Consider the following 21671-nt stretch of genomic DNA (forward strand, 5'->3'; position numbering starts at 1 on the left):
CGGTCACGCGGCGACCTCCTCGCGAACCGGGAGGATCGCGGCCACCGCGAAACCGCCCCCGGCGCGCGGGCCGACGGCGACCGTCCCGCCGTACACGGCCACGCGTTCGCGCATCCCCGCCAGCCCGTGGCCGCGACCGTCGTCGGGCGCCGCCGCACCGCGACCGTCGTCGACCACCCGGATCTCCAATGCGTCGCCGGAGTAGCACAGCCGTACCGACACACTCACCCGCGGGCCACCATGCTTCAGCGTGTTGGTCAGCGCCTCCTGGACGATCCGATAAACCGTGAGCTGGCGCCCCTCCGACATGGCCGCAGGGGTCCCGTCCACTTCGAACTCCACCGCCAGCCCGGCCGCGCGGACCTGTTCGACCAGCTCGTCCAGTTGGGCCACCCCCGGCTGCGGCGCGTACGTCCCGGCGTCGTCGTTCTCGCGCAGCACGCCGAGGAGCCTTCGCATCTCCGCCAACGCCAGCCGTCCCGTCGAGGAGATCGTGTCGAGCGCCTGCCGGGCCCGCCCCACGTCGGTGTCGATGGCGAAGGACGCGCCGTCCGCCTGCACGACGATCACGCTGACGTTGTGGGCCACCACGTCGTGCAGCTCGCGGGCGATGCGGGCGCGCTCGGCCGCCATCGCCACCTTGACCTCGTTGTCGCGCTCGCGCTCCAGTCGCTCGGCCCGCTCCTCCACCGAACGCAGGTACGCCCGGCGCGTGCGCATGTGCAGCCCGAGGACGTACACGCCCGCCACCAGCACCGTCATCATGACGAACGAGAACTTCCGGTCGTCGGCACCGGTCGGGTAGCGGTAGGTCGCCATGACCGAGCCCACCTCGCCGATCAGCGCCGCCGCGAGCCCCCAGCGGAACGTGCACCCGGCCGCGACCGTGTAGAGCCCCATCAGGACCGCCACGTTCGCCGGAACCGGGATCTGCCCCAGCACGCACTGGACGAAGGAGACCAGCGCGATGACGGCGAAGACCGTCCGGGGGAACGTCCGGCGCAGCATCAGCGGCCCGGTCAGCGCAATGGTCAGCAGCACGTAGTGCCCCGTGCCGATCCCGCTCGGCCCCACCAACAGTGACGGCACCGAGAAGAACAGGACCGGCAGCGCGAAGAAGGCGTCGACGAGCGGCTTCTTGCCCCGCAGCCACTCCCATGCGCTCGCCACCATGCCCGCCAGCGTACGTACCGGCAGGTCACTCCGGGATCAGCCGTAGGTCGGACCCGTGTCAGCCGCAGGGATGGCCCATCCGGGCCCCGCCACTCACGGTAACGTCGCACTCGTGGAGTCGCTGGTTTCCGGATGGCTGACGTGGCGCGCCGCGATGGAGCGGGCCCTCTACGGGGAGGACGGTTTCTACCGGCGCGAACGCCCCGCCGAGCACTTCCGCACCTCGGTGCACGCCTCGCCGCGGTTCGCCGCCGCCATCGCCCGCCTGCTGGTCGAGGTCGACGCCCTGCTCGGCCACCCCGACCGGCTGGACGTGGTCGACATCGGCGCCGGGTCCGGCCGCCTGCTGGGCAACATCCTGGGCTGCGTGCCGCCCGACCTGGACGCCCGGCTCGTCCCGACGGCCGTGGAGCTGGCACCGCGTCCCGCCGACCTCCCGTCCCGGATCGTCTGGCGCCCCGACCTGCCCGGCCGCATCACCGGCCTGGCCGTCGCGAACGAGTGGCTCGACAACGTGCCGCTGGACGTGGTGGAACGCACTCCCGAGGGCATCCGGACCGTCCTGGTCGACCCGTTCAGCGGCACCGAGCGACCGGGGCCGCCGCCGTCCGACGAGGACCGCGGCTGGATGGAGCAGTGGTGGCCGCTGGCCGAACCGGGCGACCGCGCCGAGATCGGGCATCCGCGCTGCGCCGCCTGGTCCTCCGTGATCGGCCGCCTGTCCGCCGGTCTCGCGCTCGCCGTCGACTACTCGCACTCCCGCGAGTCCCGCCCGGTCTACGGGTCGCTGACCGGCTACCGCGACGGCGCGACCGTCCCCGCCGTCCCGGACGGATCATGCGACGTCACCGCCCATGTCGCGCTCGATGCCTGCCTGGTCGCCGGACGACGCGCGGGAGCGACGTCCAGCCTCCTGACGACCCAGCGCGAGGCCCTGCGCGCCCTGGGGCTCTCGGGAACCCGCCCACCCCTCGACCTGGCCCACCAGGACCCCCGCGCCTACGTGGCCGCCCTCTGCCACGCCGGCGAGGACGCCGAACTGACCGACCCCACCGGCCTGGGCGGCTTCGGCTGGCTCACCCAGACCATCGACATCCCCATCCCCGTCCCCTTAACCCGAACCGACCAGCAGACCCTGCAAGACCACCTGAACCCGAACCTCCACTGACTCAGCAGGAAGACGCAGGCCGGGAGCCGCGCACAGCATCCCCAACCCCAGGGTCGTGTTGCGGGCGGAGCTTCAGCTTCTCTGGGTCTGCTCCTCTGGGTCAGCCTCCGCAGAACGAGCCACGCCCGCACCCCGGCTCAGGGCAAACGCAAGACCGGCCGAGCAACGTCTCGATCCCACCCCACCGACGCGAACCGGCTACCGCACCGCGTGGAGTGACGCGGACCGGCTACCACTCCACGTGGAGTGACGTGGAGCTGCTAGCGCTCCACTTGGAGGGCGGTCAGGCCGCGTAGGACGTAGCCGGACTTCCACTCTGGTTCGGTGGTGAGGTGCAGGGCGGGGGCCGCGCGCAGCAGCGCGCCGAACGACTCGGTGAGCTCGATGCGGGCCAGGGGCGCACCCAGGCAGTAGTGGATGCCGAGGCCGAAGGTGATGTGGGGGTTCGGGTCGCGGCCCAGATCGAGCCGGTTCGGGTCGGCGAACACCTCCGGGTCGCGGTTGGCGGACGCGAACTGGAGGGCGACCTCGGCGCCGCGGGGGATGTCGACGCCGGCGACCCTGATGTCCTCCAGCACCCAGCGTTCGAACATGGGCGCCGGCGTGTCGTAGCGCAGCAGCTCCTCGACCGCGGTGGGCACGAGCGACGGGGCGGAGCGGAGACGTTCCAGCTGGCCGGGGTTGCGGAACAGCGTCCACCAGCCGTTGCCCGTCGCGTTCACCGTGGCCTCGTGGCCGGCGTTGAGGAGCAGGACGCAGGTGCCGATCAGCTCGTCCTCGGTGAGCCGGTCGCCCTCGTCCACGACGTGGGCCAGCGCGGTGATGAGGTCGTCGCCCGGCTCGGCCCGCCGGGCGCGGGCCAGCTTCCGCAGGTAGTCGGAGAACTCCACGGCCGCGCGGACGGCGGTCCGCTGGACGTCCTCGGGCGGGTTCAGCTCGTACATGCCGCAGATGTCGGCCGACCAGGGGCGCAGGAGGTGCCGGTCCTCGGCGGGGACGCCCAGCATCTCGGCGATCACGTTCACCGGCAGCGGCTCGGCGATCTCGGCCAGCAGGTCGCCGCCGCCCCTGTCCGCCAGCCCCGACGCGAGCTCCTCGGCGAGGCGCCGGATCATCGGGCGCAGGCCCTCCACCATGCGCGCCGTGAACGCCTTGGACACCAGACGCCGCAACCGCGTGTGGGTGGGCGGTTCCACGTCCAGCATCCCGGCGCGGATCAGGTCCCAGAAGGGCTGGAGGAAGTCGGGCTCCGGCTCCTGCCCGAACTCCTCGTGGCTCGCGGTGTGGAGGTACGACCTCCCGAGACGCCGGTCGCGAAGCAGCGCGTCGACGTCCTCGTACCGGCTGATCACCCACTGGCCGGTGGGCTCGTGGAAGAACACCGGCCGCTCCGCGCGGAGACGCTCGAACACCGGATACGGGTCCGCCACGAATGCGGTGGACCAGGGATCGTAGGCCAGGTCGCTCATGTCCCGACGATATGCGCCCTTTGCGGTTATTTGGAGCGGAGCCGTGTTGGCGCCGGGCTCCTTCGGCGCCGCCGCGGCAGCCTCTTCACACATGATCGCGTTCCCTTCTCGGCGGGGTCGGCCCGCCCTCCCCCCTCGGGCGGGCCGACGTGTTCCATCGTCGGGGGACGCCGAGGGGCGCGGAAGTAGAACGCGATTCTGGGGATAAGTCGTCAGCGGGCCCAGTGGGTGGGGTCGCCGCCGCCGGCGCGGCGGGCGGCGAGGGCTCGGCGCGCGGTGGACTCGACGATCGCGCGAGCCTCGCCCAGTTCGCGGTCCGCCGCGGCCACCTGGACCGGCCCCGGAGGCGCGTCCACGTGGACGGTGGCCAGGCCCAGCAGACGCTGGAAGGGGTTCACGGTCAGCCTGACGCTCTGCGCGCGCGCGTGGGCGATCACGTCCGTGCGGCGGCAGGGCCATCCGTGCCGGGCCACGAAGACCACGTCGTCGGTGCCGGCGCCTTCCGCGTGCTCTATCGACACGGTCTTGGAGGACGCGGGGACGAGGGTGACCGCGTCCACCTGCGTCCCGGGGAAGACCTGCGAGACGAGGTGCAGGGCGACGTGGCGTGGCGCGACGGGGAGCAGGGTCGACGAGAGCGCCTGGCGCTCGCCCGCGTATCCGGCCACGGTGACGTCGACGCGGGCCCAGCCCAGGCTGCGCCAGATCAACGGTTCGACGATGCTGACGGCCTGGACGCGGCCCGGCGGCAGCGTCTGCATCCGGGTCTCCAGCAGGCCGTAGCGCAGGCGGATCCCGTCCGGCGACATCGCGACCGTGAAGTTGGCGTACATGACCAGCGGCGCGATCACGGCTCGGATGAGGCCGAGCAGGACCGGGATGGTGATGGCCAGGATGCCGCCCTCGGCGTACATCACGAGGAAGATGAGGGACGCGAGGAAGAGCAGCACCGTCCCCAGGACGGGCAGCCGCACGACGAGCGACCCGAGCAGGGAGCCGAACGGGACGCGCCACAGGTGCCGTTCGGGCGCTTCCGGGGTCTGGCCCGGGAGCCCGGCGGCGCGGGCGAGGAGTTCGGCACGCAACTGTTGCGCCGACTGCCGCCCCAGGTAGCGGAGAGCGATTTCGCTCTGCTCGCCCCCTGCCAGCTCCACGCGCACTTCAGAAAGCGCGAACACCCGCGTTACCAGCGGACGCACGACGTCTATGGCCTGGATGCGCGAAAGCGGGATGCGGCGCGCGTTCTTACGCAGGATGCCGGTTTCGACGACGAGGTCGTCGTTGTCGACACGGAAGCGCAGTGCGAGCCAGGTCCACAGGCCGGTTCCCACTGCGACCAGTCCCATGGGGATGGTCACGATGATGAACCGCAGGACCACCTCCGGCGTGAGCGCCAAGGTGATGCCACTGTCCGTCTGCGTCAGCAGCAGGGGGAAGCCGAGGAGGACGAAGTAGATGATGAGGAACACGAACGCGCGCAGCGGGGCCGTCGCCCAGTGGAGCCTGTGCGTGCCCTCCGAGAACCGGACCGGGGGACGTTGCGGCTGCGGCGGACCATACGCATACGGCGACCGAGGCGGGCCATACCCGGGCCGGGGCGGCTGGTACGACGGTCCCACAGGGCGACCGTAAGGGCCCGGCTGCCCAGGCGGGCCGGGTGGTCCGGGTGGTCCGGACGGTCCAGGCGGCCCGGGCGGGCCGGAGGGGCCGGGCCGTCCAGGCGGGCCATAGGGGCCGTAAGGGCCGCTCATAGGCCCATGCCCCGTTCCTCGCCCTTCTGCGCGAGACGGTCGCGCAGGAGCGCGGCCTCCGCGGTGGGCAGTCCCGGAATCGTGGCGTCCGTCGCCGCGGCGGCGGTGTGCATCCGGACGGTGGCGACACCCATCCACCGCTCCAGAAGCCCCGCAGTGACGTCCACGAACTGCATCCGCCCATACGGAACCACGATGAGGCGCCGGACGAGGACACCATGGGTCACGATGAGATCGTCGCCGCGCTCGACGTAGCCGTAGGCCCTGCGGTCAAGTTCCGCGACCACCCAGGTGAGGATGACCCCGAGCACAACGGCGGCCACCCACATGGACGCCGCGACCACGGTTCCGTTCCTCCAGACGATGAAAGCGCCCACACCACCCACGGGAATCGCCCACAGGACCGCGGTGAGGAGCCTGTGCCAGGCATGGCGTTGGGAAATGGGCGACCAGCGGAGGCCGGCCCCAGGCGCGAAGGCCTGATCCGCCTGGTAGACGGGCTGTCCCTGGTGCGGCGGGTAGGGTGCCCCTACCTGTCCCTGACCAGGAGGCTGACCGCCGTGGCCCGGACCGGACGGCGCGGGCGGACGCACCGCGCCCTGCTGTCCAGGATGCGCGGCGGGATCGAATGGCGGTTCGCCGTGGCTCGCGTTCATTGCCCCCTAGTCAACCGGATAACGACTACCGCTCGCCATGGGACCATGAAGCGGTGATCGGAGTGGCGGAGGCGCGACCATGACCACCGAACGGATCGTCGGGATCGGTGCGGGCGCGAAGGAGCTCGCCACCGAGGACATGACCCTGAACATCGGCCCCCAGCACCCGTCCACGCACGGTGTGCTGCGGCTCAAGCTCACCTTGGACGGTGAACGCATCTCGGCCGCCGAACCCATCGTCGGCTACATGCACCGGGGAGCCGAGAAGCTGTTCGAGGTCCGCGACTTCCGGCAGATCATCGTCCTGGCGAACCGGCACGACTGGCTGTCGGCGTTCTCCAGCGAACTCGGCGTCGTCCTCGCCGTCGAACGCATGCTCGGCATGGAGGTCCCCGTCCGCGCGGTATGGGCGAGGACCCTGCTGGCAGAGCTGAACCGGGTCCTCAACCACCTGATGTTCCTCGGCTCCTACCCGCTGGAAGTGGGCGCCATCACCCCGATCTTCTACGCGTTCCGCGAGCGCGAGGTCCTGCAGCGGGTCATGGAGGAGATCTCCGGTGGACGCATGCACTACATGTTCAACCGCGTCGGCGGGCTGAAGGACGAGCTTCCCGCCGGTTGGACGGCGCGCGCGCGGGCGGCGGTCTCCGAGGTCCGTGCCCGCATGAGCGACATCGACGACCTCATCATGGGCAACGAGATCTTCCGGGCCCGCACCAGGGGGGTCGGCGCCCTCACCCGGGAGCAGATCCTGCAGTACGGGGTGTCCGGGCCCATCGCGCGCGCGTCCGGCGTGGATTTCGACCTGCGCCGGGACGAGCCCTACCTCGCGTACGGCGAGCTGGACGTCCGCGTGGTCACCCGGTCGGAGGGCGACTGCCTGGCCCGCTTCGAGTGCCTGCTCGACCAGGTGCACGCGTCCCTCGACCTTGCGGACGCCTGCCTGGACCGTCTCGCCGAGCTTCCGCCCGGCCCGATCAACCAGCGGCTGCCGAAGGTCCTGAAGGTCCCCGAGGGGCACACCTACGCCTGGACGGAGAACCCGCTCGGCATCAACGGCTACTACCTGGTGTCGCGCGGCGAGAAGACCCCGTGGCGGATGAAGCTGCGGTCCGCGTCGTACAACAACGTCCAGGTGCTCGCGGAGCTGCTGCCCGGCAACCTGGTCGCCGACATGATCGCCATTCTCGGCTCGATGTTCTTCGTCGTCGGCGACATCGACAAGTAGCGCGACGAGGCGGGCGATCCGGCCCGGCGAGCAACGCGGCCGGTCCCGGCCCGCCGCGGCGCTCCTCAGGCTCGGGACGCGCCGGGGTGGTCGCGGCGCTCCTCGTCCGGCCCCTTGGGGACCCGGCACGCGTACTCCAGGAAGATCGCCGCCGCCACGAGCACGCCGGCCGCGAGGAACGTGCCGCCGCTCACGAAGAAGTCGTGCCGGGGGGTCGACTTGTCGAGCGAGGAGGCGAGGCTGACGGCGAACCCGCCGAACACGCCCGCGATGACCGCCGCGGAATGCGCGCTGGCCTTCCCCAGGGCCGCCAGGCGCGCCACCGCGAGGGGATCCAGCGGCTTCTGCCTCGGCTTGCGGGAGGCGTCCGCCCCGCGTCCGCTGGAAGGCTTGCGACGGATGCGGCGCAACACGTTCAGCCCGGTGAACGCCTCACCGAGGGCGAGCAGCAGCAGCGTCGGCACCGCCGTCCACGGCAGCGGGGGCAACGACAGGTAGGCGGAACGCAGCACCGCCCAGGTGATCACCCCGATGACGACCACGAGGGCGACGAGGAACAGCGGGCGGGACGGCTTCATGCAGGCTGCTGCAGAGCCAGGTCGTCACGCCGGCGGCAGATCGACGGGCCGCCCTCCGCCTGCCTGGCCTCGGCCAGGTCTCCCACGCGGCCGTGCCCGGTCAGCAGCACGTCCGGCTCGATGTCGGACCACGGGACGAGGACGAACGCGCGCTCGTGCGCGCGCGGGTGCGGGAGCGTCAGATCAGGGTCGTCGGACGTGATGTCCCCGAAAGTCACGATGTCGATGTCGAGGGTGCGCGGACCCCAGCGGACCACGCGCTCGCGGCGCATCGAGTTCTCGATGTTCAGAACCCGCTCCAGCAGGTTCTCCGGAGGCAGGCGCGTGTCGGCGATGAGCACGATGTTCAGGAAGTCGCCCTGCTCGGGGATGCTCTCCCCGGGCGGCGCGTAGGGGGCGGTCTCGTAGACCCGGGAGAACGCCACGAAGTTCAGCCCCGGTGCGTCGAACAGGGCGTCGACCGCCTCCTGGATGTTGTCCAGGCGGTCCCCGAGGTTGCTGCCGATCGAGAACACGACACGGTGCTGGACCAGCATGTGCCCCCCGGTGGCGGTGCGGTCGGGCATGCGGTCGGACGCTGTCATGGGCGACTCCTCGTGATCTTCACGGCGACGTCCGCGAAAGGGTGCGGGATCGGGGCGCTCGGCTTGTGGACGGTGATCTCGACCTCGGACACCGCCCGATCTTCCAGACATATCTTCGCCAGCCGGTCGGCCAGCGTTTCGAGGAGGTTCAGGGGCTCCCCCTCCACGGCGGCGACCAGCCGGCCGGCGAGCGCTCCGTAGTCGACGGTACGCGAAAGGTCGTCGCCTTCCGCGGCGGGGCGCGTGTCGAGGCCGAGGACTGCGTCCACGACGAACTCCTGGCCCAGGTCGCGCTCGGCGGGCAGGCATCCGTGGCGGCCCCGTGCCCGAAGCCCGCGCAACTCGATGCGGTCGAGAGTCATTCTTCCTCTGCATCCACGACGTTGAGGACGGGAGACCCGTGGTGAAGCAGAAGCCGCCACTCTCCGCCCGCCCGTACGAACACATTCGTCGCCACGATGCTTCCGCCGGCGAGGAACCCCGCTTCGGTGTCCTCATCGGCGGTCAGGACGTTCTCCTTACACGTCACCACGGCGTGGTCGCCGTACACGTCCGTTTCCACGTCGGTGAGCACGAACTGGATGTAGGACGTGTTGGCCATGATGAGCGCCCACGAGCGCAGGACCGCCTCACGTCCCCGCAGCATCGTCCAGCCGGGGTGCACGCAGGAGACGCCCTCGGCGTACTGGCCGTCCGCCCAGACCGCCGACATGCGGTCGAAGTCACCGGCCTCGAACGCGGCATAGAACTCGGCATGGACCTCGTCCACGTCGGCGCGGTTCACGGCACGGCTCATAGGCGGGGACTCCCATCGTCTTTGCTGTCCTGGGTGATGCTGTCCTGATCGACCGGACGCGCCGCGCGCATCGCGGCCGCCACTCGTACCGCGTCCGCGTTGGGCCGGACCCTGTGCACTCTCACGCACCATGCCCCGGCGGCCGCCACGAGAGACGTGATGGCCACGGTCGCGTCATCGCAATCGCCGAACGGACGGCGCGTCCCGTCCGGTTCCGCAAGGAGCCGCGTCAGAAACCCTTTGCGGGACGCTCCCACCAGGACGGGGTAACCGAGCCCGGTGAACGCGTCCAGATGGGCGAGCAGCGACCAGTTGTGCCCCGTCTCCGGGTTCTTGGCGAAGCCCAGCCCAGGGTCGAGCACCACCATCGACGGGTCGACGCCCTCCCCCAGCACGGCGTCGACCCTGTGGAGGAGTTCGTCGCGCACTTCACGGACCACGTCCGTGTAGATCGCGCGGTTGTACATGTCATGGCTGTGGCCGCGCCAGTGCATCACCACGTAGGGGACGCCCGCGGCGGCCACGACGCGCGGCATGTCCGGGTCGGCCAGGCCGCCGCTCACGTCGTTCACCAGCCGCGCGCCCGCGTCGACCGCGGCCTCGGCGACCTCGGCGCGCATGGTGTCGACGCTCACGGGGACGTGCTCGGCCACGAGCGCCTCTATGACGGGAACCACGCGGCGCAGTTCCTCTTCCTGGGACACGCGCTGCGCGCCAGGGCGGGTCGACTCGCCGCCCACGTCCACGATGTCGGCGCCCTCGCCCACGAGATCGAGCCCGTGGCGGATCGCCTTCTCCGGGTCGAACCAGGCGCCCCCGTCGGAGAAGGAGTCGGGGGTCACGTTGACCACGCCCATGACGAGGCAGCGCCCTGGCTCGGGCAGCCCCGGAACGGCGGCACTGGTCATGTCACCCAACCCTATGCCTTCGAATCGACCGGCCGCAGCGGCGCTTCAACCGCCCCATCCGTCCGGCATACCCTCCGGGAGCAGCAGAACGGGCCTCAGCTTGACACTGAGGCCCGTTCAGACGTTCGGACGAACCCGGGGAGACCCGAGAGTCTGTCAGCGGCCGAGAATCAGGCTCATCGCCTCGGAACGCGTCTCGGCATGATCCCGGAAGTCGCCGCGCACCGCCGACGTCACCGTCTTCGCGCCCGGCTTCCGCACCCCGCGCATCGTCATGCACAGGTGCTCGGCCTCGATCACCACGATGGCGCCGCGGGGCTCCAGCACCCTCATCATCGCGTCGGCCACCTGGCTGGTCAGGCGCTCCTGCACCTGCGGCCGGCGGGCGTACACGTCCACCAGCCGGGCCAGCTTCGACAGACCGGTGATCTGGCCCTTCTTGTTGGGCGTGTAGCCCACGTGCGCGACCCCGTGGAAGGGCACCAGGTGGTGCTCGCACACGGAGTACACCTCGATGTCCTTCACCAGGACCATTTCCTCATGGTCGGCGTCGAACACCGTGGTCAGCGCGTCCTCGGGCTGCTGGCGCAGGCCCGCGAACTGCTCGGCGTACGCGCGCGCCACCCTGGCGGGGGTGTCGCGCAGACCGTTGCGGTCAGGGTCTTCCCCGATGCCGATCAGGATCTCGCGGACGGCCCTCTCGATGCGCGCGTGGTCGAAACGCCCGCCGTGCAGTGTCTCGCCCGGCGGGTCGTTCTCGATCGGCGCCTCGTCGTACGGGATCGCCAAGGTCGTCAGCTCTCGCCCGGGGCCGGGTCGACGGCCTCAGAGGTGACGCCGCTCTGGCCGTTGTTCTTGGTCAGGTCGGTGACGTCCTGCGGGCCGAGCAGGGCCAGCTCCTTGGGCGAGAGCACCGGCGGACGGTCGGACGGGAGGCGCTTGCCGTAGCCGGTGTAGGAGTTCTGGTGCGGCCGCTTCTGGATCGGCGCGAAGATCTCCAGCACCTGGTTCTTGGACAGCGTCTCCTTCTCCATCAGGTTGACGACGAGCTCGTCCAGGACGTCCCGGTACTCGACGAGGATCTCCCAGGCGGTGTCGTGCGCGCCCTCGATGTAGCGCCGGACCTCGTCGTCGATCGCGGAGGCGATGTCCTCGGAGTAGTCGCGCTCGTGGCCCATGTCGCGGCCGAGGAAGACCTCGCCCTGCCCGGTGCCGAACTTGCGCGCGCCGAGGCGCTCGCTCATGCCGTACTCGGTCACCATGTTGCGGGCGATGGAGCTGGCCTTCTCGATGTCGTTGGCCGCGCCGGTCGTCGGCTCGTGGAAGACCAGTTCCTCGGCGGTGCGCCCGCCCAGGAGCATGGCGAGCTGGTCGGTCATCTCCGAACGGGTCGTGAGGAACTTGTCCTCCATCGGGAGGGTCATGGTGTAGCCCAGGGCCCGCCCGCGGGGAAGGATCGTCACCTTGTGCACCGGGTCGGAGTTCGGCAGCGCGTGCGCCACCAGGGCGTGCCCGCCCTCGTGGTAGGCGATGATCTTCTTTTCCTTCTCCGACATCACCCGGGTCTTGCGCTCCGGCCCGGCCATGACGCGGTCGATGGACTCCTCCAGGGTGTCCATGTCGATCAGCTTGCGATCGAAGCGCGCGGTGAGCAGCGCCGCCTCGTTGATCACGTTGGCCAGGTCGGCGCCGGTGAAGCCCGGGGTGCGGCGCGCGATCACGTCGAGGTCGACGTCCTGCGCGAACGGCTTGCCGCGCCCGTGCACGCGCAGGATCCCCTTGCGGCCCTCCAGGTCGGGACGGTCCACGGTGACCTGGCGGTCGAAGCGGCCGGGGCGCAGCAGCGCCGGGTCGAGGATGTCGGGACGGTTGGTCGCGGCGATCAGGATCACGCCGCCCTTGACGTCGAAGCCGTCCATCTCGACCAGCAGCTGGTTGAGGGTCTGCTCGCGCTCGTCGTGGCCGCCGCCGAGGCCCGCGCCGCGGTGCCGGCCGACGGCGTCGATCTCGTCGATGAAGATGATCGAGGGGGCGTTGGTCTTGGCCTGCTCGAACAGGTCGCGGACCCGGGACGCGCCCACGCCGACGAACATCTCGACGAAGTCGGAGCCGGAGATCGAGTAGAACGGCACGCCCGCCTCGCCGGCGACGGCGCGCGCCAGCAGCGTCTTGCCGGTGCCGGGCGGGCCGTACAGCAGCACGCCCTTCGGAATCTTGGCTCCGATGGACTGGAACTTCGCCGGGTTCTGCAGGAAGTCCTTGATCTCTTCCAGTTCCTCCAGGGCCTCGTCGGCCCCGGCCACGTCGGCGAAGGTGGTCTTCGGGGTGTCCTTGGTGATGAGCTTGGCCTTGGACTTGCCGAAGTTCATCACCCGCGAGCCGCCGCCCTGCATCTGGTTCATGATGAACAGGAAGATCAGCACGATGACCACGATGGGCAGCAGGCTGAACAGCAGGTTCAGGAAGAAGCTCTGCTTCGGGACATCAACGTTGTAGCCGCCGGGCAGCTTGCCGGCGTTGGCCTGGTTCTGCAGTTGCTGCTGCAGTTGCAGCCCCTGGCCCTCGACCCAGGAGGACTGCTGCTGCTTGCCGTTGGTGAGCGTCAGCTCGATCCGCTGGTCCTTGTCAATGATCTTCGCGGACTTCACCTGGCCCGCGTTGATCTCCTGGACGACCTTGGAGGTGTCAACCTTCTCGAACGAACGGCCGGGGTTGACGCCCCACATGACCAGGGCGACCAAGAGGCCGAACAGCAGGATCCACAGCAGCGGCCCGCGAAAATAGCGCTTCACGTCCATTTATCCGGTTACCCCGTAGGGGCCCGTCCCTCCTGACCAACGTCTGTGTGCGATCCTCGCCCGTCCCTGGGGACGGACGCCACTGCGACCAACAATGCGACCAACGGGAAGGCCCGTCGCCCGGGGCTCCGGTCCCACCGTGGCGGCTTCCCACATATGGCTTCCCGAACCCGAGGTCCGGGACACCGACGGTACACCGCAGGCGCAGGAGACGCAGCCGACGCCGTTCTCCCACATCCCTTGCCTATACCCGTCAACGACCTTTGCAACGATTCGTCACGGTCGCTTGTTCCCTGGGACGTTGATGCGCCTCCGAGCAGTGTGGGCGCGTCCGGGGCGATCAGGCCCTCCCCGCCGTCCCCCGGCCCCCTCCGGGACGCTCAGGATCCGTCCCCGCCGTACACGTGCGGGGCCAGGGTTCCGACGAAGGGCAGGTTCCGGTACCGCTCCGCATAGTCGAGCCCGTAGCCGATGACGAACTCGTTGGGGATGTCGAAGCCGATGTACTTCACGTCGATGTCGGTCGTGACGGCCTCCGGCTTGCGCAGCAGCGCGCAGATCTCCAGCGAGGCCGGGTTGCGCGAGCGCAGGTTGCTCACCAGCCACGACAGCGTCAGGCCCGAGTCGACGATGTCCTCCACGATCAGGACGTGCCGGTCGAGGATGTCGGTGTCGAGGTCCTTGAGGATGCGGACGACGCCGGACGACTTGGTGCCCGAGCCGTAGGACGACACGGCCATCCAGTCCATGGAGGCGGGCGAGTGCAGCGCCCGCGCCAGGTCGGCCATGATCATGACGGCGCCCTTGAGGACCCCGACGAGCAGCAGGTCCCTGCCCGCGTAGTCGGCGTCGATCTGCGCGGCGAGCCCGCGCACCTTCGCCTGCAGGTCGTCCTCGGGGATCAGCACCTTCGCCAGGTCGTTGCCCAGGTCCTTCTCGTCCACAACCCCACCTCATAGCTCAGACCTCGCCCGTCCGGTGGGACGGACGTCGGACGGACACCGCCGCGCGCCGTTCGGGCCGTGCGCGGCGGACGCGACGCGTGACGATCCGCACACGCCGCGACGTCAAACCGGGCCGAACAGCAGCTTCCCAGACCTCCGGACGGCGCGCAGCCCCCCGGGCAGATCCACGTGCCGCTGGCCGTGCCAGGCCGTGACCAGCCGATCCACTGCATCGATATGGACCGCCGCGAGCGTACCCGGTGGGCTGCCGGCCCTGACCGCCGCCGTCCGCAGGACCCTCGTTCGGACGGCTCTGGGCAGCCCTTCGAGCCCTTCCAGGCGGACGGCCACATCGACGCCGTCTTCGGAGGTCTCCAGGTCCGAGTAGGCGCGAGCGGCCATCTCGTCGAGGGCGTCGGCGTCGTCGCGCAGCATCCTGGCCGTCCGTGCCAGCGCTTCGGCGACCCCCGGTCCGAGCGTTCTCTCAAGGACGGGAAGGGCCTCGTGCCGGACCCGTACGCGCGCGTAGGCGGGGTCGATGTTGTGGGGGTCGTCCCAGGCGTCCAGCCCCATGGCCTTACAGGCGCGGCGGGTAGTGGCGCGATCAAGCTCCAGCAAAGGTCTCAAGTACAAGACGTCGGAGCGCCTGAATCTGGCGGGCATGCCGGCCAACGAGCGGGCTCCGGAACCACGCGCCAGCCCTAGCAGGACGGTCTCGGCCTGGTCGTCTTGCGTGTGACCAAGCAGGACGGCGGTAGCGCCGAATCGAAGGGCGGCATCATCCAGGGCCGTGTACCGGGCATCGCGGGCCGCGTTCTCTGGGCCCCCAGGTCCGTCGACGGTGACCGCGACAGAACCCGCTGGGTCGAGGCCAAGGGCGGCCATGATTCGGACCACCGCGTCGGCCCGCTTGTCCGAGCCGCTCTGCAGGCCATGGTCGATGGTGATGCCTCCGGCCGGACGTCCTGCCCTGGGCGCTTCGAAGGCCAACGCCCCGGCCAGCGCCAGCGAGTCGGCGCCCCCGCTGCACGCGGCCAGCACCATCGCCCCCTGGGGCAGGTCGGCGAGCACGCGACGCACCGCAAGACGTACCGCCGCCACAGCCGGATCAGGGCCCATGGCAAACGTCTACCATCACACGGCGCCGCGCGCCCGAGGCGGGGACGGCCTCAAGGGCGCAGTGGTCAGGCCTCGTTGGCCTCCGGCGGGGCGTCAATGGCGCGTGTACCGACGACCCTGCTCATCCACAGGGTGGGTTCCTTGATCTCGTCGTGGGTCGGGAGCGTCTCCGGCGACTGCCAGACCTGGTTGAAGCCGTTCATGCCGACCTCGGTGACGACCCTCCGCACGAACCGCGAACCCTCCGCGTACTGCTTCATCTTCAGGTCGATTCCGAGCAGGCGCCGGATCGTCTTGTCGAGCTTGGAACCGCCCGAGCGCCGTCCCTGGAAGCGCGACCGGATCTGCTGCACGGACGGCACGACCTCGGGGCCCACCGCGTCCATGACGTAGTCGCCGTGCCCTTCGACCAGCGTCATCACGGCGGTGAGGCGGTCGAGGATCTCCCGCTGCTCCGGCGTCTGGATCGCGTCGATGAGGTTGGAGTCACCGCCGCGCACGGCGTCGGCGACGGCCTCGGCCGCGTCCCTGATGCGGTCCAGCATCATGCCGGGGTCGAGGTCGGACGCGAGCAGGAACTTGGTCATCTGGTCCTGGACGTACTCGCGCAGCCATGGGACGCCGGTGAACTGAGCGCGGTGCGTCTCCTCGTGCAAGCAGACCCAGAGGCGGAAGTCACGCGACTCCACACCGAGCTCCTGCTCCACGTGGACGATGTTGGGCGCGACCAGAGTCAGCCGCCCTGTCGGCGCACGGCCGGACGGGTCCGGCGGCAGGAACAGCTCGTACTGGCCCAGGACACGGCTCGCCATGTACGCCAGGATCGCGCCCACCTGCATGCCGGTGACGCGGGAACCGACCGCCTGGACGACGACGTTGCCGGCCCCACCGAGAGGGCCGCCGTTGCCCTTCTCCGACATCTGCTCCATGAGCGGCTCCAGCACCACCCGGAAACCGTCCACGTTCGCGCGGATCCAGCCGGGCCTGTCCACGATCGTCGCGGGGTCGGGGTCGAGTTCGGACGCCATGCCGGTGAAGTCCCGCACGTGCCCATGAGCGATCTGCGACAGGGCGCGCAGCTCCTTCACGACCTCACGGGCCTCGGCATGGGTGACCTGCGGCCCGGGCCTGACGAGCCGGGTGCCGGCCTGGACCGCCAGGTTCCAGTCGATCATTGAGGCGCTCATGTCACCACCGTACGTTCGGAACGCGGCGCCGGAGCGCCCTGCATGGTCGTTCAACGAACAACCGTCCTGGTTATCTCCCGTACGGACGCCCCCACACCCGCGCCACGGCTCGGGTGTGGGGCCTCAGATCAGCCGCATCCGCAGGTGGCCACGGCCGCGGCGAGCTGGTCGAGCTTGCCGGGGTCGACCGGTCCCTTGCCGTCCCCCGCCATGAACGCGAAGGCGAGCAGACGTCCGTCCGCGTCGTAGGCGAGTCCGGCCAGGGTGCTGACTCCCGCCAGGGTGCCGGTCTTGGCGCGCACCATGCCCGCGCCCGCCTGGCTGGCCGGCACGGTGTAGCGGGGCGGGCCCAACGTCCCGGAGAACCCCGCGATCGGCAGACCGGTGATGACCGGGCGCAGGTTCGGATGGTCCCCGCCGGCGGCGAGCGAGACGATCCGGGCAAGCGCCAAAGGCGAGATGCGGTTGAGGGGCGACAACCCACTGCCGTCGTTGACCGAGACGCCCTCGGCCACGCCCAGCCCGGCGAGAACCTGCCGGACGGCCTGCGCGGCATCGGCGAACGTCGCGGGACGGCCCAGCTTGATGGCCACCTGTCGTGCCACCGCCTCGGCCACGTCGTTGTCGCTGTCGGTCAGCAGATGCTCCACGAGCGCGGACAGCGGCGGCGACTGGACGGCACCGAGTTGCACGGCCTCCTTCTGCGCGACCGTCGAACCCCCGGCCTTGGCACTGACCCCGTTCTTGGACAGCAGACGCGCGAACTCCCTCGTCGCAGCAGAAGGCGGGTCAGAAACCCGCGTCTTGCTGGACGGGTCCGATGGCGCCACACGCCCCTCGTCGACGGTCAAGGCGCTGACAGGCGCCAGCTCGCCGTCGGGCAGATAGTTCGGTTTCCAGCTGGCGGCCTTACGAGGCCCCTGATAGGCGGAGGCGTCGTAGTCCACGCGAACCTGGCCCGCGCCGGAAGCCTTCAACGCCGTGGCCGTCTGGCGGGCCAGGTCGGCGAGCGACGCGTAGGGCGGGTGGCCGGCGCCCGGACGCGACGGAAGCGCCGTCAGGGTAGGATCCCCGCCTCCGACCAGAATGATCCCGTCGCCGGTGCCGCGCACGACCCGGGTGGTGATCCGGTGGGCCGGGCCGGCCGAGGCCAGCGCCGCCACCGACGTCGCCAGCTTCGTCGTCGAGGCCGGGGTGGCGGGCTGCCCGGCGCGCAGCTCGTACAGCGGCCGCCGGGTCTCCGCGTCGACGACCACCGCGTTGATCTTCGCCTGCGGTCCCCCGATCAGTGCGGAGAGCCGTCCCGCCAGGGCGGACGGGGCGGGCGGACGCCCCGACCCGGGCTCGGCGGCGGGGATCGCCGCGGACGACGGCGCGATCCGCACCAGGTCGCGCGCCGCCACGCTGGGCGGTTGCGGCGACAGGCGCCGGTCGGGTGTGAGTTTCACCACTGCCAGACCCGCGGCGACGGCGAAAACGTTAAGGAGGGACAACGACACGACTGCGAGGGCCCGGCCCCGTCCAGGCACGCGACCGCCCCTCTCCCACTCAGCACTCACCAACGTGCGACATCCTTATACAGGGGAACACTCACCTGTGGTGCCGGCCTCGCCCACAGGCTCCCGAAAGACTATTCACTGCGAGCGCGCAGGGAGCGGAGGACATCTTGGATTTCGACGTCACGATTGAGATCCCGAAGGGCCAGCGGAACAAGTACGAGGTGGACCACGAGAGCGGCCGCATCCGGCTCGACCGCATGCTCTTCACCTCCACGCAGTACCCGGCCGACTACGGGTTCGTCGAGGACACCCTCGGCGAGGACGGCGACCCCCTGGACGCCCTGGTCCTGCTCCAGGAGCCGACGTTCCCCGGCTGCCTCATCCGCTGCCGCGCCGTGGGCATGTTCCGCATGACCGACGAGGCCGGCGGCGACGACAAGGTCCTGTGCGTCCCCGCCACGGACCCCCGCATGGAGCACCTGCGCGACATCCACCACGTGGCCGAGTTCGACCGGCTGGAGATCCAGCACTTCTTCGAGGTCTACAAGGACCTGGAGCCCGGCAAGTCCGTCGAGGGCGCCAGCTGGGTGGGACGCGTGGAGGCCGAGCAGGAGATCGAGCGTTCCTTCAAGCGCGCCTCCGACCAGGGCGGCCACTGAACCGTCCCCGGCCCGTGCGGCCGGCCGGGCCGTGTGGAGTCGCGGACGGCGCCGACCCGCTCCCTGCCGCCCACGCGACGCTCGTGAGGAACCCTTCTGTAGGACTTCTACAGAAGGGTTCTCGCTTTCTTCGGGGACTTCCGTCAGCCCGCGGGACGTGTGGCCCCCACCAGGTCGTGCCGGTGGATGCTGGCGATGCGTACCTGCGCGCCGGTGTAGGGCGCTTCCACCATGCGGCCGTTGCTGAGGTAGAGCCCGACGTGGTGGATCGTGGCGGGATCGGACCGGTTGGTCGCGAAGAAGACCAGGTCACCTGCACGTAGTTTGCTGATGGGAATGTGCGGTCCGGACGTCCACTGGGTGCCCGTCCAGTGGTCGAGCTGCACACCCGCCTTGTTCCACGCGTACATGGTCAGGCCTGAGCAGTCGAAGCCGACGGTCCCGGCGCCCTGCGCGATGCCGTATGTCGGCCCGTCCATGCCGCCTCCGCCCCAGGAGTAGGGCGTGCCGAGCCACTTGAGCGCCGCCTCGGCCGCGACGGCGCCGCGCGCCTCGGGCGGCGCCACCTTCGGAACGGGGAAGTCCGAACGGAACTTGCGCGTCTGCGCCTTCTCCAGCGCCCGTTCCCGCGCGCGCTTGACCTCTGCGGATTTCGCCTGCGCCTTGCCAAGCTTGCGTTCTAGACGGCGCTTGTCCGTCTCGATGCGCTGGACGGCGGCCTGTTGGGTGGCCACGGCGTCCTGTGCGAACCGTTTGGCCTCGTCGGCGCGCCTCGTCGCCGCGCCTTGCTCGTCCAGCGCGGTCTTCGCCTGGCGGCGGAACACGTCCGCGACCGTCTGGGAGGCTTCGACCCGGCGGAACATGGCCGTTCGCCGTTCGGCGAGCATCTTGACCATGCCGGCGCGGTCCATGAATCCCTGGGGCCCGCCTTCACCCGCGACAGCCGAGGACATCGGGTCGTAGCCGGTGTTGTCCTGGTAGACCCGCGAGGCGAAGGACGCCAGTTCGGCTCTGGCCTCCTCCACTCTCCGGTTCGCCTCGGCAAGCCTCCCCTGGATGTCCCTGTACGCCTCCTGCGCGCGCCGCAGCTGCACCAGTTCACCGTTGTAACGCTCCACGGCGGCCTCTGCGGCGATGGCGAGCCTGTCGAGTTCGCCGTCCGCCTGGGCGAGCACGGCCTTCGTCCGCCCGACCTCGGCCGCCTTCTCCCTGACGTCGCGTTCGCTGTGTTCGACGTCCTTCGCGCTAGGTCCGGGAGGGTCGGACGGGCGGGCGGACGCGCCGGGCACCAGCACGCTCATGCCGATCGCGACGCCGGAGGTGAGCGCGACCAACCGCAGCGCCCTGCCACCGGCGGGAAACGGGGTCACGCGACGGCGACGTAGCTCAGGTGCGCCAGGTGCCATGATCACGTCCTCCCCGCCCGCGTTCCTGCCTAGCGCAAATGATCAGCTACGAAGAGGGGTTGACTCGGGAAATGGCAGGTACAAACGCCGCGCGATGGAGGTGGGGCGGAAGCGCTCGACCTGGTGTTCGCCTACGGAGGGCTACCTGGCCGGCGCGGTCCGGGCCTTGGGAATCGGGGAGCGGTAACCCGGCGGAGCGGACGACATCTGTGCCCCCGGGGGAAACGTGGCCAAGGGGATGGCGTCGAGGGTGTCGGACGCGTGTGGATGCGGCTGCCGCCCAGATCCGGGCCTCTGCGAGATGCCGGGTACTGCCGTCGGGCGCGGGGCGGCGCGCTCGTCCCTAGACTCCCGCCGGGCACCGACGGCGTACATGGAGGCGACCCCGGACGCGGACAGGAGCGCAACAGTCACGAGCACGGCGAAAGCACGACCGACCTGTGCGCAGAGCTTGGCAGCCCCCTCCTCCTTGGACGCCCTACGGGTGCGGCCGAACCGCCAGCGCCGACCTTGTCGGGACGTCCGTCCGGGACGTCCGAAGGCGGTCTGGACGGGAAACCCATCGGACCTGAACTCGGTGACGCGAGTGGCCACGAAGAGCCTGTAGCCGACAAGTTCCGGATCCAGGAAGCAACTCATCACCCTGAGCCGCATCTCCGGCGCGGGTAACACGTCCGGTAGCAGCCCGTAGACCTGGGCGGCCGACATGGTTCGGGGACGGAGAGCTCCACAGGCGGCACACACTCGCGCGTGCTCCACCAGCCGCCTGCTGATGTCGTCGGTGAGATCGCCACGCCGCTCGCGCAGGAGGAGGGCGCGCTCGGGACAACCGCAGGCCCCCTTGTTCGCGAGTATCTCCACGGTCAACGCCGCTTCGAGCTCGCCGCGCGCGCCGTCGAGTGCCGTCTGTGCGTCCCTCAGCGACACCCCGAACACTTTGGCAAGGTCGGGAACCGACAACTGGCGCCTGACGTGCAGTTCCAGGATCTCCCTGGAGAGGGGCCGCAGCGCCAGCACCGCCCGCCATACCGTGATGCGCTGGTCTACGTCCTCCTGGTCGTGGCCGGTGACCGGCACGTCCGGCACCTGGTGCTCGGACGGCATGCGGCGGGCGCACTCCAGCCGGGCGATGGCGTAGAGCCATGGCCCGAACCGCTCGGGTTCGCGCAGCTTGCCGATGTGCGCCTCGGCCACGATGAAGGTGTCCCGCAGGGCGACCTGTGCCGCGTCACGTCCCCGCAGTTGGGACCAGCAGTACGCGTAGAGCCCCTCGGCATGGGCGTCGTAGACCGCGGGCGGGGCGCCGGGGTCGCGCTCCCGCAGCGTCTCGACCAGGAGATCGTCGCTCATGCCAGAGAAGCTAAAGGCTGCAGGCGACCTTTACCAGCAAATTCAAGAGATCACACGCCGATACCGAACATTATTCTTACCCCTTAATCAGGTATTTCGGGAGTCTGTCCACAATTAATGGACTTCGCGGTACTTCGACCGCGATACTGCAAGGTTCGTCGGCTCCCATGACCTGGACGCCGCCCCGGTGGGCGACCACGTGGTCACCGAGAGCGATTGAGTGCTATTTCGGGCCTCCAGTCTGGAATGACCATTCTACGACCGGCCAGACCGCACTTCCGGCCACGGCCATCAAGGCCTAACCAAACAGTGACCCAAAGGGCGAATACCGCCACCGCGACGCTTCAGAGGGCAATTCGACGACGGGTTCGTCTCCAGGCAAGCGCGCCTACGTCCAG

Annotated in this window: 20 protein-coding genes; 3 read left to right on the plus strand and 17 right to left on the minus strand. The window is 70.1% G+C overall.

Going from position 1 to position 21671, the window contains the following annotated elements; genetic code table 11:
- Positions 1-3: 3 nt before the first annotated feature.
- Positions 4-1173, minus strand: a complete 1170-nt coding sequence (locus BJ999_RS38945; protein ID WP_179837852.1) for a sensor histidine kinase — start codon at positions 1171-1173, stop codon at positions 4-6.
- Between the two features lie 112 nt (positions 1174-1285).
- Here BJ999_RS38945 and BJ999_RS38950 point away from each other — a divergent pair, with 112 nt between their 5' ends.
- Positions 1286-2341 (plus strand): SAM-dependent methyltransferase, encoded by a 1056-nt coding sequence (locus BJ999_RS38950; protein WP_308427289.1) that lies wholly within the window; start codon positions 1286-1288, stop codon positions 2339-2341.
- Between the two features lie 260 nt (positions 2342-2601).
- Here BJ999_RS38950 and BJ999_RS38955 read toward each other — a convergent pair whose 3' ends face one another.
- From BJ999_RS38955 to BJ999_RS42700, 3 genes are all read right to left on the minus strand, one after another.
- Positions 2602-3810: a cytochrome P450 gene (locus BJ999_RS38955; protein ID WP_179837853.1), complete on the minus strand. Its 1209-nt coding sequence runs from the start codon at positions 3808-3810 to the stop codon at positions 2602-2604.
- 212 nt (positions 3811-4022) lie between these two features.
- Positions 4023-5279, minus strand: a complete 1257-nt coding sequence (locus tag BJ999_RS38960) for a PH domain-containing protein (protein ID WP_229810658.1) — start codon at positions 5277-5279, stop codon at positions 4023-4025.
- A gap of 278 nt (positions 5280-5557) precedes the next feature.
- Complete coding sequence (locus BJ999_RS42700; protein WP_229810659.1) at positions 5558-5905, minus strand: PH domain-containing protein; 348 nt, start codon at positions 5903-5905, stop codon at positions 5558-5560.
- 391 nt (positions 5906-6296) lie between these two features.
- Here BJ999_RS42700 and BJ999_RS38970 point away from each other — a divergent pair, with 391 nt between their 5' ends.
- Entirely contained in the window at positions 6297-7445 is a 1149-nt protein-coding gene (locus tag BJ999_RS38970) for an NADH-quinone oxidoreductase subunit D (RefSeq protein ID WP_179837856.1), read from the plus strand.
- Positions 7446-7510: 65 nt separating this feature from the next.
- Here BJ999_RS38970 and BJ999_RS38975 read toward each other — a convergent pair whose 3' ends face one another.
- The 11 genes from BJ999_RS38975 to dacB all read right to left on the minus strand — a co-directional run bounded on the left by BJ999_RS38975 (position 7511) and on the right by dacB (position 17807).
- Positions 7511-8023 (minus strand): DUF3180 domain-containing protein, encoded by a 513-nt coding sequence (locus BJ999_RS38975; protein ID WP_179837857.1) that lies wholly within the window; start codon positions 8021-8023, stop codon positions 7511-7513.
- Positions 8020-8607: a 2-amino-4-hydroxy-6-hydroxymethyldihydropteridine diphosphokinase gene (folK, locus tag BJ999_RS38980; protein ID WP_179837858.1), complete on the minus strand. Its 588-nt coding sequence runs from the start codon at positions 8605-8607 to the stop codon at positions 8020-8022. The genes BJ999_RS38975 and folK overlap by 4 nt, the downstream gene beginning before the upstream one ends.
- Positions 8604-8969 carry a dihydroneopterin aldolase gene (gene folB, locus BJ999_RS38985; protein WP_179837859.1) on the minus strand — a complete coding sequence of 122 codons (366 nt, stop codon included), beginning with the start codon at positions 8967-8969 and terminating at the stop codon, positions 8604-8606. The genes folK and folB overlap by 4 nt, the downstream gene beginning before the upstream one ends.
- Positions 8966-9403 (minus strand): nuclear transport factor 2 family protein, encoded by a 438-nt coding sequence (locus BJ999_RS38990; RefSeq protein WP_179837860.1) that lies wholly within the window; start codon positions 9401-9403, stop codon positions 8966-8968. Before BJ999_RS38990 ends, folB begins: the two co-directional genes overlap by 4 nt.
- Positions 9400-10311 (minus strand): dihydropteroate synthase, encoded by a 912-nt coding sequence (gene folP, locus BJ999_RS38995; RefSeq protein WP_229810660.1) that lies wholly within the window; start codon positions 10309-10311, stop codon positions 9400-9402. The genes BJ999_RS38990 and folP overlap by 4 nt, the downstream gene beginning before the upstream one ends.
- A gap of 156 nt (positions 10312-10467) precedes the next feature.
- Positions 10468-11073: a GTP cyclohydrolase I FolE gene (gene folE / locus BJ999_RS39000; RefSeq protein ID WP_179839116.1), complete on the minus strand. Its 606-nt coding sequence runs from the start codon at positions 11071-11073 to the stop codon at positions 10468-10470.
- Positions 11074-11105: 32 nt separating this feature from the next.
- Positions 11106-13109 (minus strand): ATP-dependent zinc metalloprotease FtsH, encoded by a 2004-nt coding sequence (gene ftsH, locus BJ999_RS39005; RefSeq protein WP_179837861.1) that lies wholly within the window; start codon positions 13107-13109, stop codon positions 11106-11108.
- Between the two features lie 380 nt (positions 13110-13489).
- Complete coding sequence (hpt, locus tag BJ999_RS39010; protein WP_179837862.1) at positions 13490-14053, minus strand: hypoxanthine phosphoribosyltransferase; 564 nt, start codon at positions 14051-14053, stop codon at positions 13490-13492.
- Between the two features lie 123 nt (positions 14054-14176).
- Positions 14177-15172 (minus strand): tRNA lysidine(34) synthetase TilS, encoded by a 996-nt coding sequence (gene tilS / locus BJ999_RS39015; RefSeq protein ID WP_179837863.1) that lies wholly within the window; start codon positions 15170-15172, stop codon positions 14177-14179.
- Positions 15173-15237: 65 nt separating this feature from the next.
- On the minus strand, positions 15238-16347 hold the full coding sequence (locus BJ999_RS39020; protein WP_179839117.1) for a zinc-dependent metalloprotease: 1110 nt from the start codon (positions 16345-16347) through the stop codon (positions 15238-15240).
- 140 nt (positions 16348-16487) lie between these two features.
- Positions 16488-17807, minus strand: coding sequence for a D-alanyl-D-alanine carboxypeptidase/D-alanyl-D-alanine endopeptidase (dacB, locus tag BJ999_RS39025; RefSeq protein ID WP_229810661.1), 1320 nt, complete (start codon positions 17805-17807; stop codon positions 16488-16490).
- 218 nt (positions 17808-18025) lie between these two features.
- On the opposite strand from dacB, the gene BJ999_RS39030 reads away from it, so the two are divergent.
- Positions 18026-18517: an inorganic diphosphatase gene (locus BJ999_RS39030; protein ID WP_179837865.1), complete on the plus strand. Its 492-nt coding sequence runs from the start codon at positions 18026-18028 to the stop codon at positions 18515-18517.
- A gap of 143 nt (positions 18518-18660) precedes the next feature.
- Here BJ999_RS39030 and BJ999_RS39035 read toward each other — a convergent pair whose 3' ends face one another.
- Positions 18661-19887, minus strand: coding sequence for a C40 family peptidase (locus tag BJ999_RS39035; protein ID WP_229810662.1), 1227 nt, complete (start codon positions 19885-19887; stop codon positions 18661-18663).
- Positions 19888-20064: 177 nt separating this feature from the next.
- Entirely contained in the window at positions 20065-21273 is a 1209-nt protein-coding gene (locus BJ999_RS39040) for an RNA polymerase sigma factor (protein ID WP_179837867.1), read from the minus strand.
- Positions 21274-21671 lie beyond the last annotated feature (398 nt).

The organism is Actinomadura citrea (genome assembly GCF_013409045.1).
GTDB classification, from domain to species: domain Bacteria; phylum Actinomycetota; class Actinomycetes; order Streptosporangiales; family Streptosporangiaceae; genus Spirillospora; species Spirillospora citrea.